A 14,012-nucleotide genomic window follows, 5' to 3' on the forward strand; every position below is an offset into this window, starting at 1 on the left:
AGAGATGCCTGTCGTCGGGGAGCCGAGGGGGCGCGGACGTCCGCGCCCCCTCGTTCCACTACTGGATGGAGGTGGTCCGCAGGTACTGCAGCGAGCCGTTCGCCATCGGGGTGAAGCCGTCGACGGTCGAGGCCGTCGCCGTGTAGGTGTAGCTGGTGAACAGCCAGATCCAGGCGGCGTTGTCCTCGAGGTTCTCGGAGACCTGCGCGTAGATGTCCTTGCGCTTCTCGGGGTCGGCCGTCTCGCGTCCCTCGGCGAAGAGCGCGTCGAGCTCGGGCGAGGAGTACCCCGCGACCTGGTTCAGGTTGCCGGTGCTGGTGAAGTAACGGCCGTACATGCCGTCCGGGTCCGGGCGTCCGCCGTTGAGGGCGACCGCGGCGTCGAAGTCGGCCGCGATCCAGCGGTCCACGAACGCGCCGGACTCGAGCACCTCGAGGTCGAGCGTGATGTTCGCGTCGGCGAGCTGCGCCTTGAGGTTCTGCGCCTCGTTGACGGAGGTGGCGTACTCGCCCTGGGACACGATCGTCTTGACGGTGACGCCGTCCTCCTTGCCGGCCTTCTTCAGGTACTCGGCCGCCTTGTCGAGGTCACGCTCGGGGCACGGGCGCGCGTCCGGGTCGGACTTGAACGCCGGAGAGGTGATCGGACCGGTGACCTCGCCCTCGCCGAGCGCGGCGGTGTCGAGCACCTCCTGACGGTCGATCGCGCACTGCATCGCGAGGCGCACGTTCACGTCGGCGAGGTCGCCGCGCTGCGCATTCAGCTGCAGGGCGTGGTAGCTGAGCTGCGGGGTGGTGGCGACCTCGACGTTCGCGCCCTCGGCCGTCTGCGCGACGAGCGGGTCGTCGAACACGGCCAGCTGCACGTTGCCGGACTGCATCGCCGAGACGATGGACGACTCGTCGGGGATCACGCGGAACTCGACGGTGTCGAGCAGCGCGGTGTCGCCCCAGTAGTCCTCGTTCTTGGCGAGGGTGAGCGACTGGCTCGCCTTCCGGTCCTCCAGCACGAACGGGCCGGTGCCGTTCGGGGTGGTGTTGAGCGCCTCCTCGGTGTCGTCCGACGAGAGCATCGCCATGTTGATGACGGCGAGGTTCGCGGGGAGCGCGGCATCGGGGGCACTGAGGGTGAGGGTGACGGTGCTCTCGTCGGTGGCCTCGACGGCGGCGACCGAGGCGAGGGAGCTCGCGGCCACGGCAGCGGTCGCCTCATCGGCGATCGCGTCCAGCGAGTACTTCACGTCGGCGGAGTCGAAGGCGCTGCCGTCCGCGAACGTGACGCCCTCGCGGAGGTGGAGGGTGACCGTGAGGCCGTCCTCGGAGACGTCCCACGACTCGGCGAGACCGGGGACGACGTTGAGCTCCTCGTCGAACTCGGTCAGGGTGCCGTACAGGTTCTGCAGGACGTTGACCGCCTGGAACTGGGTGGCCTTCCACGGGAAGAGGGTGTCGGGATCGCTCGTGACGCCGATGACCAGGTCGCCGCCGGCGGCTCCGGATCCGGTGTCGGACGGGTTCGACGCCGGCGCGGAACACCCGGTGATGACGAGCGCCGCGGCGAGGCCGGTGGCGGTGAGGGCGCCGAGAGACGCCCACCGTGCTGTGCTCATTGCTGTTTCCTCCTGGCTGGGACCGCGTCGCCCTGGCTCGGATCAGGCGGTGCTGCCTGATGCCCCGCGAACATCGTCGGTCTGGGTAAGTACCAAAAGTACACGAAAGTACCTACGCGTGTAACAGAAGTTCCTCTAGTGTTATGAACACCGATCGGAGACCCCATGCCCCACGATGCCGCTCGCGACGACGCCGGCACCCACCTCGTGCTCGTGCGGATGCGCGCCCTGCGCCCCGAACTCCGTCCGAGCGAGCAGCGCATCGCCGACCTGTTCCTCGCCGACCCCGCCGGGACCGCCGGGCTCTCCGTCGCCGAGCTCGCGCACCGCTGCGACACCTCGACCACGTCCGTCGTGCGGTTCTGCAAACGACTCGGGTACGACCATGTGCGCGAGCTGCGCAACCATGTGCTGCGGGAGGTCGAGCGCGAGACGTTCGACACCGCCGCGCTCCCCGCGGTGTCCGGCGACATCGACCGCAACGACACCCTCGCCGACATCGTCGCGAAGGTGTCGCTCGCCGAGACGCTCTCCCTCGCCGACACTGCCAAGGTGCTCGACACCGACGCGCTCCGCGCCACGGTCGAGGCGATCACCTCCTCCACCCGGGTGGACATCTTCGGCGTGGGGGCGAGCTCCATCGTCGGGCTCGACCTCCAGCGCAAGCTCACCCGGATCGGGCGGACGGCGTTGGAATGGTCCGACCCGCACGCCGCCTGGACCTCCGCTGCCACCCTCGGACCGGGGAACGTCGCGATCGCCGTCTCGCACACGGGCGCCACGACAGACACCATCGAGTTCCTCCTGCTCGCCCGACAGGCGGGCGCGACGACCATCGCCATCACCAACCACGCCGGCTCCCCGCTCGCCGGTCAGGCCGACATCGTGCTGACCACCGCCGCGCGCGAGACGGGCTTCCGCTCCGGAGCCCTGGGCAGCCGGATCGCCCAGCTCATGGTCGTCGACTGCATCTTCATCGGGGTCGCGCAGTCCAACTACGACCGATCGATGGAGGCCCTCCGCGACACCTTCGCCGCCGTACATCACGTGCGCGCGGGCGGTGCCTGAGATGAGCGCGCGCCGACTCCGCGTCGGGCTGTTCACGGCGTTCGGCGGCCTCGGCGTGACCGCGGCGTTCGTCCCGGCCGTCCTTCCCTCCGCGGAGCACGCGACGGACGCCGACCTGAGTGCCGCCGTGCCCGTCCTCTTCGCGGGACTCCTCGTGGGCGTGCTGCTGTCGGGTCCGCTCCTGGTGCGCCGCCCACCCCGGACGACGCTCGTGCTGGGCAGCCTCCTGCAGGCGGCCGCCATCGTCGGTGTCGCCCTCGCGACGGATCCGGGCGTCTTCCTCGCGGCCGCCGCGCTCGCGGGGCTCGGGTTCGGTCTCGTCGAGGCAGCGGGCTCCGTGGCAGCCAAGGCCGCCAGCGCGGCGAGCACGACCGGGATGCTGAGCGCCCTGATGGGCACGGTCGCCGTGTGCGCCGCCGTCACACCACTCGTGGTGGCGCTCGGGGCCGGCGCCCGTCCGGCCCTGACGCTGCTCGCGACCGTACCCCTGGCGACCGCCGCGGTGCTCGCCGGCGCCACCACTCTCGCCCGTCTGGCCGAGGCCCCGGCACGACGGGACGCACGCTCCCTGCTCGTCCTCCTCCCCTTCGCGCTGGCGCTGCCGCTCTACGTCGGCGTGGAGACCGTCCTGTCGGGCTGGTCGGCCGTGATCCCGGAGCGGGCGCTCGTGATCGAACCCGCCACCGCCGCGCTTGGCACCTCCGCCTTCTGGGCGCTGATGGCCGTCGGCCGCTTCGGCGCCGCCGCTCTCCGGCGGGCGGCGGTTCCGCCGCTCGCCCTGCTGGCGACCGCGACGGGGGCTGCCGCCGTCCTCCTGGTGCTCGCCGGCGTGCTCCTCGGCGATCAGCCGGTCGCGGCGCTGATCATCCTCGCCGTCGTCGTGGTCCTGCTGGCCCCGAGCTACGGCCTCATCCTCGGACTCGCGCTCGACCGACTCGATCCGGCCCGCAGCGCCGCGGTCACCGGGGCGCTCGTGGCCTGCGGCGCGGTCGGCGGCACGTTCGCCCCGACGCTCGTCCTGCTGATCGGGCGCGACCCGGCGTCGAGCGTCACGTTCCTCGTGTCCGCCGTCCTGTGCGCGGTCATCCCCGTGCTCATGCTCGTGGCGTCACGCTCCGGGCGCGCCGTCCCGGCGCTGCGGTGACGCACTCTTCCTCCCCCATCGGGCCTGCACACGACCTCTTCACAGATGCCGGAATTTCGAGCGGCGCCCGCACGGCGACCCCGTATCGTCGAAGCCACACCCGCACCGAGGAAGGGAGCACCGTGTCCGCGGACACCCTCACGATCATCGTCAGCGCGATCGGCGTCGTGCTCACCCTCGGCGCGAGTCTGTTCGCGGCAGGGGCGTGGATGATCCGTCGCATCGATGAGCGTCTCGGCACCGTCGACCACCGGCTCTCCACAGGCATCGACACGGTCGAAGAGAAGCTCGCCGCACGCATCGGCTCCGTCGAAGAGAAGCTCGCCGCACGCATCGGCTCCGTCGAAGATAAGCTCACCACACGCATCGACTCGGTCGAAGAGAAGCTCACCACACACATCGATGCGGTGGCGGCGGACGTCACGGATCTGAAGATCGCCGTCGCCCGGCTCGAGGGGCCCCCGCGACACCTGCTCGTATCGGGGAGCTGAGCCTCCCGTCAGCGCAGGACGAGGGCGGCGGCGCCGATCAACGGCCCCTCGTCGCCCAGGCCCGAGCGGACGACGCGGGTGCGACGGGAGTACTCGTGCACGGCGCTGGCGGTGAGAGCCTGCTGGACGAGGTCGATGTAGTCCGCCGACACCCGCGAGAAGCCGCCGCCGATGGCGACGGCGTCGAGGTCGACGAGGGTGGCGGCATCGGCCAGCGCCTCGCCGACGGCGCGGGCCGAGCGCTCGATCGCCGCACGGGCGACGGCGACACCGGCCGCGGCATCCCGGGCCAGGTCCTCCCCGGTCGCGCCTGACCAGCCCTGCTCCCGCGCCCAGGCGGCACTGGCAGGTCCGGAGGCGATCTCCTCGAGAGTGAGCCCGCCCTCGCGGCGCACCTGGCCGAGGTGCCCGGCGTTGCCGCTCGCCCCGGGCACATACGCACCTCCCACGACGAAACCGCCGCCGACGCCGGTGGAGACGACGATCGACAGGGAGGCTCCCGCCTGCTGCGTCGCCCCCAGCCACGACTCCGCGAGCGCGAGCGCGCCGCCGTCGTGACCCAGGACCGCCGGGACGTCCCGGCCGAGTGCGGTCGAGGCCGCACGGGCGACCGCGTCGACGAGGCCGAACCCCCGCGCGAGGGGCATGTTCACCGGCAGGATCTCACCGCGGGTCCGATCCACGGGACCCGCGCTGCCGATCCCGGCGCCGACGAGCTCCGCGTCGGCGGGAAGGACGGCGAGCGCATGCCGCACGATGGCGTCGACCGCCGCCGTCAACGACGCGGACGTCGCCTCCCGACCGGTGGGCTGCCGGCTGCGGCTGCCGGGGACGAGCGTGCCGTCGTCGGCGACGAGGGCGGCCTCCATCTTCGTGCCGCCCACGTCGACAGCCAGCGCGTAGCGGGTCACTGCGGGTCGAGTCCGAGGTCGTCGAGGTCGAAGGCCGCGCGCCACTCCAGGCCTTCGGCCTCGATGGCGGCCTGCGCGCCGGTCTTGCGGTCGACGATCACCGCGACCGCGACGACCTCCGCGCCTTCCTTGCGCAGCGCCTCGACCGCCTTGAGCGCGGACTGCCCGGTGGTCGAGGTGTCCTCCAGCACGACCACGCGCTTGCCCTTCACGTCGGCGCCCTCGATCTGGCGACCGCGACCGTGGTCCTTCGGCTCCTTGCGCACCACGAACGCGTCCAGCGGACGATCGGTGCCGACCGAGGCATGCAGGACGGCGTTCGCGATCGGGTCGGCGCCGAGCGTCAGACCGCCGACGGCGACGACGTCGAGATCGGCGATCAGGTCGAGCATGATGCGGCCGATGGCCGGGGCGGCGCGGTGGTCGAGGGTGAGCTTGCGCATGTCGACGTAGTACGTCGCCTTCTTGCCGCTGGAGAGGGTGAAATCGCCGTGGAACACCGCCTCGTCCGTGATGAGAGCGAGGAGGGTCTGGCGGTCTGCGTCGAGTGCGGTCACGGCATCCAGTGTAGGAGGCACACCCTAGGCTGGACGCATGCGCTTGGCCACCTGGAACGTCAACTCCATCCGCACCCGCGTCACCCGCACCGTCGAGTTCGCCGTCCGTGAAGACATCGACGTGCTCGCGATGCAGGAGGTGAAGTGCAAGCCGGAGCAGTTCCCGTATGCACCGTTCGAGGAGGCCGGCTATCACGTCGAGGTGCACGGCCTGAATCAGTGGAACGGCGTCGCCATCGCCAGCCGGCTGCCCATCACCGACGTGCGCACCGCGTTCGACGGCATGCCCGGGTTCGCGAAGGGCCACGAGGGCCCCGACGCCCCGCAGGAGGCGCGCGCGCTGGGCGTCATGGTCGACGGCGTGCGCGTCTGGAGCCTGTACGTGCCCAACGGCCGCTCGCTCGACGACCCGCACTACGCTTACAAGCTGCACTGGCTCGAGCAGCTCAAGCAGTCCACCGCCGCCGAGCTGTCGGCGAATCCCGACCTTCCGCTCGCCCTCGTCGGCGACTTCAACATCATCCCGTTCGACCACGACAACGGCGATCCCGACATCGTGGTCGGCCGCTCCACCCACGTCTCCCCCGCCGAGCGTGACGCGTTCTTCGCGCTGACCGACGCGGGCGTGACCGACGTCGTGCGGCCGCTGCTCCCCGAGGGCTACACCTACTGGGACTATCAGCGGTTGAAGTTCCCACGCAACGAGGGCATCCGCATCGACTTCATCCTCGGCTCGAAGACGTTCGCCGATGCCGTCACCGGCGCCTCGATCCACCGCAACGAGCGCAAGGGCGAGCAGCCCAGCGACCACGTGCCCGTGGTGGTCGATCTGGACTTCGGCGGCGACGACGCCGACGACGACCTGCCGATGATCTTCTCCTGACTCTTCGACAGGCTCAGGGACCTACCCCGTGCGGCTGATCGCGACCGACCTCGACGGCACGCTGCTCGACAGCTCGTCCGCGGTGTCTCCGCGCACCCGTGCGGCGCTCGATGCCGCGCGGGATGCGGGCGTCGCGGTGGTGCCCGTCACCGCCCGCCAGCCGATCGGCCTGCGCGTGATCGCCGCCGACGCCGGCTTCGACGGGTGGGCGCTGTGCGGCAACGGCGCGTACGCGACGCACCTCACCGAGGGCCGCATGCTGTTCGCCGAGGAGCTGCCGCCCGCCACCCTCCGCACTCTCGCCGACGCGCTGCGCGCCAGCGTCCCCGGTCTGCTCTTCGCGAGCGTACGGGAGGGCGGCGAGACGTTCGTGGCGCAGCACGGCTATGCGGCGATCGCGCAGCTGTCCGATCACAAGCGCGACCCCGCGACGATGGGCGGCGTGCCGCTGGACGAGGTGCTGGCCGCGCCGACGCTCAAGCTCGTGATCCGGCACCCCGAGCTCGCCCCCGCCGCACTCTTCGAGACCCTGCGGTCCCTCGGGCTCACCGGGTTCGAGGCCACGCTGTCCGGCGCCCCGTTCGTCGAGGTCATGGCGCAGGGCGTCACGAAGGCGACGGGTCTCGCGCGCCTCTGCACGCACCTCGGCATCGATCGCGCCGACGTCGTGGCGTTCGGAGACGCCCTCAACGACGTCGAGATGCTCCGCTGGGCCGGTCACGGCGTGGCCATGGCGCACGCGGAACCCGTCGTGCAGGAGGCCGCCGACGAGACCACCGCGACCAACGACGAGGACGGCGTGGCCCGCGTGATCGAGCGCCTGCTCAGCCCCTGAACCGGGCCACCGCGGTCAGTCGGCCCCGTTCGGACGCGCCTCGGCACGCGGCGGTCGCAGCCCGAGGAGAGCCAGGGCGCCTGCCCCCGCCGTGAGCACCGCGATGACGCCGATCCCGACCGCCGGCACCGTCGCCGTCGCCACGGCCCCCGCGACGAGCGGGCCACCCGCGTCGCCCAGTTCCCGGCCCAGCTCCGCGCTGCCCATCGTGCGTCCCATGCGCTCCGCGGGCGTCGATGCCGCGAGGTGCGAGAACGCCACCGGCGTAGCCAGCCCCACCCCGGCGCCGACCAGCACGCCCGTGAGGCCCAGGACGACAGGCGTCACCCAGAGGGCCGAGAGGCCTATGCCCACGCCGATGAGAAGCAGCCCGCCGACCGCGCCGAGGCGGACCGAGAGCCGGCCGCGGTCGTGCGCCGATCCGACCAGCGGCTGCACGATGCTCGACACGACCGCCAGCACCGTGACGATCGCCATGCTGCCCACCGTGCCGAGTCCGGTCTCCCGGCCGAGCAGGGGCAGGAATCCGACGGCCACGGCGAGCGCGCCGGTCGTGGCCGCCAGCACGAGGGTCGGGACGAGGAACCCCGGGGCGAGGAGCTCACGTCCGAGGTCGACGAGGGTCACCCGTTTCCGGGGCAGCACGGGCACGGCCGGGACGGCGATCAGCACCCATCCGGCCGCGGCCAGCCCGAGCACGGCGAGGGCCCAGAACAGCGCCGGGATCCCGCCCGCCACCACGAGCACCGCACCGAGCAGGGGGCCGAGCGCATATCCGAGACTCTTCCAGGAGCCGTAGCGGCCGAAGTACCGGCCACGCGACGCCTCGTCCGTCAGCCGCGCCACCGCAGCGGACGACGCCGGGGAGAACGCCGAGGCCGCCGCCCCCTGGCCGAAGCGCGCGATCACGAGGCCGATCATGCCCGGGGCCAGGGATCCGACCGCCGAGAACGCCGCGAAGGCCAGCAGGCCGCCGACGACCACCGGGCGCACTCCGACCCGGTCGCTGAGCGCCCCGAAGAGCGGCTTCAGCAGCACCTCGGCGAGGTCGTACAGCGCGAGCGTGAAGCCGAACGCCAGCAGCGTCCAGCCGATGTCCTCGGTCTCGGCGCCCAGGGCGGCTGCGATGCCGTGCGCGCCGAACGCGGTGGTGAAGCCGGCGAGGTAGAGCGGTGCCAGGCGCGGGCGCGTCGAGGAGGTCACACCTGATCCTGGCAGACGCACCCTCCGCCTCCGTCGCGCGGGGGATGCCGTGCGACGACCCCCGCCCTACGGTGGAGGGATGGCTTTCACCCGGACGCCGACCCTGCGCGACCAGCGCGGCGACCTCCTCCTCGCGCTCGTCCTCTTCGTCGGCGCGATCCTCAGCGCGGCGCTCTCCTCCATCGCCCAGGTCTACGGCGACGAACAGGCTCCGCTGTGGACCGCCCTCGTCTACGCCGTCGTGGTGGCGGCGCCGCTCGGGTTCCGTCGGCGCTGGCCCGGCACCGTGGCCGTCGTGGTGTCGCTGGCGTACTTCACGGCGGTGACGGTCCGGGTACCGGAGATCTACGTCGGCAACATCGCGATGTTCATCGCGCTCTACACGGTCGGCGCCTGGATGAACGACCGCCGGAAGGCCCTGGTCGTCCGTGTCGCGATCATCGTCGGCATGTTCGTGTGGCTCCTCATCACCATGTACCGCGACGCCATCAGCGAGGCGGACAAGGCGGACGTCGTCGCCGGTGCCATGTCGCCCTATGTGGCCTTCATGCTCATCCAGATCCTCCTCAACGTCTTGTACTTCGGAGGGGCTTACTACTTCGGCGAGCGCTCCTGGGCGGCGGCGGAGCAGCGCACCGTGCTGGAGGAGCGCACCCGCGAACTGGAGCGCGAGCGCGAGGTCACGGCGGCGCAGGCGGTGGCACTCGACCGGGTGCGGATCGCCCGGGAGCTGCACGACGTCGTCGCCCACCACGTGTCGGTGATGGGGGTGCAGGCGGGCGCCGCGCGCCTCGTGCTCGAGAGCGATCCGGCCCAGTCGGCGCGCATCCTCTCCGGGATCGAGTCCTCCGCGCGGGACGCGATTCAGGAGCTGCGCCAACTGCTGGAGACGCTGCGGACTCCCGGCGGCGACACGACCGAGCCGGCGTCGACCGTCTCCCTCGACGACATCGCCGCCCTCGCGGAGGCATCGACCGAGGCCGGCCTCCCCACCGCGTACACCGTTATCGGCGATCCGGTGCCGGTGCCCTCGCTCGTCGCGGTGAACCTGTACCGGATCGCGCAGGAGTCGCTGACCAACGCCCGTCGGCACGCCGGGCCAGGGGCGACCGCGGACGTGCGCGTGCGCTACGACGACGACGGCGTGGAAGTCGAGGTCGTGAACACCGGCCGTGCCATCGCCCAGCTGCGTCCCGGCCTCGGCCAGCTCGGTATGCGGGAGCGCGCGGCGGCCTCTGGCGGCACGTTCGAGATCGCTCCCCGCGCGCCCGGCGGGGTGCGGGTGCGAGCGCGGGTGCCACTCGGCGCGCCCGTGCCGGAGGACGCCCGGTGACCGCGCCGATCCGGGTCCTCCTCGTCGACGACCACGCCCTCCTCCGCGCCGGTTTCCGCACGATCCTCGACACCCAGCCCGACATCACCGTCGTCGGCGAGGCCTCGACCGGGGCGGAGGCCGTCGCACAGGCCGCCGCCCTGCGCCCTGACGTCATCACGATGGACGTGCAGATGCCGGACATGGACGGGATCGAGGCGACGCGACGTCTCGTGGCCGACCCCGCGGTGAGCGCCGCGATCGCGATCGTGACGACGTTCGATCGCGACGACTACCTCTATCAGGCGCTCGAAGCCGGCGCGAGCGGATTCCTCCTCAAGAACGCGGGTGCCGAGGATCTCATCTCCGCGGTGCGCGCGCTCGCGGCCGGGGACGGCATGCTGGCGCCCGAGGTGACGCGCCGGGTCCTCACCCGCTTCGCCGGCACGACTCCGGAGACCGGCGCCGCTCCCGCTCGCGCGGTGGCGGAGGCGCCCACGGCCCGCGTCCTCGCCGAGCCGCTGACCGAGCGCGAGTCCGAGGTGCTGACCCTGCTCGCCGACGCCCGCAGCAACGCCGAGATCGCCCGCGCCCTGTTCATCGGGGAGGCTACCGTGAAGACCCACGTCTCGCGCATCCTGCAGAAGCTCGGTGCCAGGGACCGCGTGCAGGCCGTCGTGCTCGCGCATCGGATGGGGCTGGCCTGACCGGAAGGGGACCGCTCCCCCGCGATACTCTCGGAGCCATGCCCGCCGCCGTCCCCGTGTCCCGTCCGATCGTCGCCGGGATCGTCACGGCGCTCGTGGGGTTCACGAGCACCTTCGCGGTGGTGCTCACGGGCCTCGATGCCGTCGGCGCGTCGCCGGCGCAGGCGGCCAGCGGACTCCTCGCCGTGAGCCTCGCGATGGGGCTCGCCTGCATCGTTCTGGCCTGGCGCTACCGGATGCCGATCACGGCCGCGTGGTCCACTCCCGGCGCCGCACTGCTCGTGGCGACCGGCAGCGTCGAGGGCGGCTGGCCCGCTGCCGTCGGAGCCTTCCTCGTGACCGCGGCCCTCATCCTCCTCACGGCGCTCTGGCCCGCGCTCGGAGCCCTGATCGCGCGGATCCCGCCGTCGATCGCCCAGGCCATGCTGGCGGGAGTGCTGCTGCCGCTCTGCCTCGCGCCGATCACGGGGGTGGTTGCGAACCCATGGGGCGTGCTCCCGGTGGTGCTGACCTGGCTGGTCTTCGCCCGGCTGGCTCCCCGATGGGCCGTGCCGCTGGCCTTCGTCGCCGCAGCAGTGGTCGTCGCCGTCTCGCTGGTCTCCGCGGGGACCCCGGTCGACCCGGCCGCCCTCCTGCCGCGGTTCGAGCTGACGATGCCCGCCTTCACGGTCGGGGCCCTGGTCGGCATCGCCCTGCCGCTGTTCATCGTGACCATGGCGTCGCAGAACGTGCCGGGCATCGCGATCATGCGCAGCTTCGGCTACGAGGTCCCGTGGCGTCCGGCGATGCTCGTGACCGGTCTCGGCACGGCCCTCGGCGCTCCGGCGGGCGGGCACGCCATCAACCTCGCCGCCATCAGCGCGGCCCTCGCCGCGTCCCCCGACGCCGACCCCGACCCCGTCCGGCGCTGGCTCGCCGGGGTCTCGACCGGGGCGTCCTACCTCGTGCTGGGCGCGTTCTCCGCCGCGTTCGCCACACTCGTGGTGCTCGCCCCGACGGCGGTGATCCCGGCGGTCGCGGGGCTGGCGCTGTTCGGCGCCTTCGGCGCGGCCGTCCAGCAGGCGATCGACGACCCCGGCGAGCGCCTCCCCGCGGTCGTCACGTTCCTCGTCGCCGCCTCCGGCATCGCCGTGCTCGGGGTGAGCGCGGCGTTCTGGGCGCTGGTCGCCGGCCTGCTCGTGCGCACGGTGCTGCACGCCGGCCGTCCGCCCCGCGGCTGATCCGTGGCAGTCCGCCCTGCGGGGGATGCCCCACCCCGCCCGTGCTCAATAGCGTGAAGATCATGCGGATCACCATCGGACGGAGCACCACGACATGACCACCGGACTGCTGGAACTCTCCGGCATCACCAAGACCTACGGCAGCCGCCGGGTGCTGGACGACGTGTCGTTCACGGTCGCGCCGGGCCGGCTCACCGGTTTCGTCGGCGGCAACGGCGCCGGCAAGACCACGACCATGCGCATCATCCTCGGGCTGCTGTCGTCGGACGGTGGACGAGTCGACCTCGACGGGACGCCCCTCACCACCGCCGACCGCCGCCGCTTCGGCTACATGCCCGAGGAGCGCGGCCTGTACCCGAAGATGAAGGTGCGGGAGCAGATCGTCTACCTCGCCCGACTGCACGGGTTCAGCAAGCCGCAGGCGACGGAGCGGGCGACCGCGCTGCTCACGGAGCTCGGACTCGGCGAGCGCCTCGACGACACGATCGAGTCGCTGTCGCTGGGCAACCAGCAGCGGGCGCAGGTCGCCGCGTCGCTCGTGCACGACCCCGAGGTGCTGATCCTCGACGAGCCCTTCTCCGGCCTGGACCCCCTCGCGGTGGACGTCGTCGCCGGGGTCCTGCAGGCCAGCGCAGCCCGCGGCGCGTCCATCCTCTTCTCCTCTCACCAGCTCGACGTGGTCGAGCGTCTCTGCGACGACCTCGTCATCCTCGCCGGGGGCACCATCCGTGCCGCCGGTTCCCGGGACGGCCTCCGCGCCGAGCACGCCCGCGACCGGTACGAGCTCATCTCCGCGGGCGACGCCGGGTGGCTGCGCACCGAGCCCGGGGTCACGGTCGTCGACTTCGAAGGGGGGTACGCACTCTTCGACGCGGACGGCCCCGAGACCGCCCAGCGCGTGCTGCAGTCGGCGGTCGCGCGCGGCGACGTCGCGAGCTTCGCCCCCAAGCATCCCTCCCTCGCCCAGATCTTCAAGGAGGTCATCCAGTGAACGCCTCGACCCCCGCACGGAACGGGATCTGGCTGGTCGCCGAGCGGGAGATCGGCTCCAAGCTCCGCAGCAAGGCGTTCCTGATCTCGACCGGCATCCTGCTCGTCCTCGCCCTCGCCGGCGTGCTGTTCGGCGGCTTCGCGAGTCAGAACACCGACGCCATGCCCGTCGCGGTGACCGCGGAGACCACGGGCGCCGTCTCCGCGCTGCCCGACGTCGAGGTGACCGAGGTCGCTTCCCGCGCCGAGGCCGAGGAGCTGGTGCGCGACGGCGACGTCGACGCGGCGGTGCTCCCGGGCGACAACGCCGCGGGCTACACGATCGTCGCCCTGGAGGATGCGCCCTCATCGCTCGTGTCCGCGCTGTCGCTGTCCCCCGAGGTCGTGATCCTCGAACCGGTCACCACCAACCCGCTGCTGCGCTACTTCATCGCGATCGCCTTCGGGCTCGTGTTCATGATGGCCGCGGCGACCTTCGGCGGCACCATCGCGCAGAGCGTGGTCGAGGAGAAGCAGACCCGGGTCGTGGAGGTGCTGCTGTCGGCGATCCCGGCGCGCACGCTGCTCGCCGGCAAGGTGATCGGCAACACGGTGCTCGCGATGGGACAGATCCTCGCCCTCGCGGCCGTCGCCACGATCGGCCTCATCGTGACGGGTCAGCGGGAGGTGCTGACCACCCTCGGCGCCCCCATCATCTGGTTCGCGGTGTTCTTCCTGTTCGGATTCATCCTGCTCGCGGCGATGTTCGCGGCGGCGGCCTCCATGGTCTCCCGGCAGGAGGACATCGGCGCGACGACGACCCCCATCACGATGCTGATCATGGCGCCGTACGTGCTGGTGATCGTGTTCAACGACAACCCGCTGGTGCTGACCATCATGTCCTACGTGCCGTTCTCGGCTCCGGTCGGCATGCCCATGCGTCTCTTCGTCGGGGAGGCGCAGTGGTGGGAGCCGCTCCTGAGCCTCGCGATCCTCCTGGCGAGCTGCGTCGCGGCGATCGTCATCGGCGCAAAGATCTACGAGAACTCCCTGCTCCGGATGGGCTCGCGCGTGAAGCTCGTGGAGGCTCTGCGCGGCTGATC

General features: G+C 72.0%; 14 protein-coding genes. 10 read left to right on the forward strand and 4 right to left on the reverse strand.

Annotation, left to right across the window (positions count from 1 at the left end; genetic code table 11):
* Nucleotides 1–58 precede the first annotated feature (58 nt).
* Entirely contained in the window at nucleotides 59–1,609 is a 1,551-nt protein-coding gene (locus BK819_RS11410; RefSeq protein ID WP_071329248.1) for an ABC transporter substrate-binding protein, read from the reverse strand.
* Nucleotides 1,610–1,774: 165 nt separating this feature from the next.
* Between BK819_RS11410 and BK819_RS11415 the strand changes: the two genes are divergently transcribed.
* The 3 genes from BK819_RS11415 to BK819_RS11425 all read left to right on the forward strand — a co-directional run bounded on the left by BK819_RS11415 (nucleotide 1,775) and on the right by BK819_RS11425 (nucleotide 4,312).
* Complete coding sequence (locus BK819_RS11415) at nucleotides 1,775–2,677, forward strand: MurR/RpiR family transcriptional regulator (RefSeq protein ID WP_071329249.1); 903 nt, start codon at nucleotides 1,775–1,777, stop codon at nucleotides 2,675–2,677.
* A gap of 1 nt (nucleotide 2,678) precedes the next feature.
* Nucleotides 2,679–3,821: a sugar MFS transporter gene (locus BK819_RS11420; RefSeq protein ID WP_071329250.1), complete on the forward strand. Its 1,143-nt coding sequence runs from the start codon at nucleotides 2,679–2,681 to the stop codon at nucleotides 3,819–3,821.
* Between the two features lie 122 nt (nucleotides 3,822–3,943).
* Entirely contained in the window at nucleotides 3,944–4,312 is a 369-nt protein-coding gene (locus BK819_RS11425) for a hypothetical protein (protein ID WP_071329251.1), read from the forward strand.
* An 8-nt stretch (nucleotides 4,313–4,320) separates the two neighbouring features.
* Here the strand turns inward: BK819_RS11425 and BK819_RS11430 are convergent, their stop codons facing one another.
* Complete coding sequence (locus tag BK819_RS11430) at nucleotides 4,321–5,223, reverse strand: ROK family protein (RefSeq protein ID WP_071329252.1); 903 nt, start codon at nucleotides 5,221–5,223, stop codon at nucleotides 4,321–4,323.
* The gene (pyrE, locus tag BK819_RS11435) at nucleotides 5,220–5,780 is read right to left on the reverse strand and encodes an orotate phosphoribosyltransferase (RefSeq protein WP_025104912.1); all 561 of its coding nucleotides are present in this window, start codon (nucleotides 5,778–5,780) and stop codon (nucleotides 5,220–5,222) included. The genes BK819_RS11430 and pyrE overlap by 4 nt, the downstream gene beginning before the upstream one ends.
* A 37-nt stretch (nucleotides 5,781–5,817) precedes the next feature.
* Between pyrE and BK819_RS11440 the strand changes: the two genes are divergently transcribed.
* Nucleotides 5,818–6,663 (forward strand): exodeoxyribonuclease III, encoded by an 846-nt coding sequence (locus tag BK819_RS11440; protein WP_071329253.1) that lies wholly within the window; start codon nucleotides 5,818–5,820, stop codon nucleotides 6,661–6,663.
* A gap of 28 nt (nucleotides 6,664–6,691) precedes the next feature.
* Complete coding sequence (locus tag BK819_RS11445) at nucleotides 6,692–7,498, forward strand: Cof-type HAD-IIB family hydrolase (protein WP_071329254.1); 807 nt, start codon at nucleotides 6,692–6,694, stop codon at nucleotides 7,496–7,498.
* Nucleotides 7,499–7,513: 15 nt separating this feature from the next.
* On the opposite strand, the gene BK819_RS11450 is transcribed toward BK819_RS11445, so the two are convergent.
* Complete coding sequence (locus BK819_RS11450; RefSeq protein ID WP_071329255.1) at nucleotides 7,514–8,701, reverse strand: MFS transporter; 1,188 nt, start codon at nucleotides 8,699–8,701, stop codon at nucleotides 7,514–7,516.
* Between the two features lie 79 nt (nucleotides 8,702–8,780).
* On the opposite strand from BK819_RS11450, the gene BK819_RS11455 reads away from it, so the two are divergent.
* From BK819_RS11455 to BK819_RS11475, 5 genes are all read left to right on the forward strand, one after another.
* Nucleotides 8,781–10,034 (forward strand): sensor histidine kinase, encoded by a 1,254-nt coding sequence (locus BK819_RS11455; RefSeq protein WP_071329256.1) that lies wholly within the window; start codon nucleotides 8,781–8,783, stop codon nucleotides 10,032–10,034.
* Nucleotides 10,031–10,720, forward strand: coding sequence for a response regulator transcription factor (locus tag BK819_RS11460; RefSeq protein WP_071329257.1), 690 nt, complete (start codon nucleotides 10,031–10,033; stop codon nucleotides 10,718–10,720). The genes BK819_RS11455 and BK819_RS11460 overlap by 4 nt, the downstream gene beginning before the upstream one ends.
* Before the next feature lie 38 nt (nucleotides 10,721–10,758).
* Nucleotides 10,759–11,940 carry a benzoate/H(+) symporter BenE family transporter gene (locus BK819_RS11465; protein ID WP_071329258.1) on the forward strand — a complete coding sequence of 394 codons (1,182 nt, stop codon included), beginning with the start codon at nucleotides 10,759–10,761 and terminating at the stop codon, nucleotides 11,938–11,940.
* A 106-nt stretch (nucleotides 11,941–12,046) separates the two neighbouring features.
* A complete protein-coding gene (locus BK819_RS11470) occupies nucleotides 12,047–12,931 on the forward strand; it encodes an ABC transporter ATP-binding protein (RefSeq protein ID WP_071329420.1) in 885 nt (294 codons plus the stop codon).
* On the forward strand, nucleotides 12,928–14,010 hold the full coding sequence (locus tag BK819_RS11475; protein WP_071329259.1) for an ABC transporter permease: 1,083 nt from the start codon (nucleotides 12,928–12,930) through the stop codon (nucleotides 14,008–14,010). Before BK819_RS11470 ends, BK819_RS11475 begins: the two co-directional genes overlap by 4 nt.
* The last annotated feature ends 2 nt before the right edge of the window (nucleotides 14,011–14,012 follow it).

It is taken from the genome of Microbacterium sp. LCT-H2 (assembly GCF_001866135.1).
GTDB lineage: Bacteria > Actinomycetota > Actinomycetes > Actinomycetales > Microbacteriaceae > Microbacterium.

What these genes read in the sequence shown, in the direction of transcription:
- BK819_RS11410 (WP_071329248.1), bottom strand. Translation starts at nt 1,609, where the DNA reads ATGAGCACAGCACGGTGGGCGTCTCTCGGCGCCCTCACCGCCACCGGC.
- BK819_RS11415 (WP_071329249.1), top strand. Translation starts at nt 1,775, where the DNA reads ATGCCCCACGATGCCGCTCGCGACGACGCCGGCACCCACCTCGTGCTC.
- BK819_RS11420 (WP_071329250.1), top strand. Translation starts at nt 2,679, where the DNA reads ATGAGCGCGCGCCGACTCCGCGTCGGGCTGTTCACGGCGTTCGGCGGC.
- BK819_RS11440 (WP_071329253.1), top strand. Translation starts at nt 5,818, where the DNA reads ATGCGCTTGGCCACCTGGAACGTCAACTCCATCCGCACCCGCGTCACC.
- BK819_RS11455 (WP_071329256.1), top strand. Translation starts at nt 8,781, where the DNA reads ATGGCTTTCACCCGGACGCCGACCCTGCGCGACCAGCGCGGCGACCTC.
- BK819_RS11465 (WP_071329258.1), top strand. Translation starts at nt 10,759, where the DNA reads ATGCCCGCCGCCGTCCCCGTGTCCCGTCCGATCGTCGCCGGGATCGTC.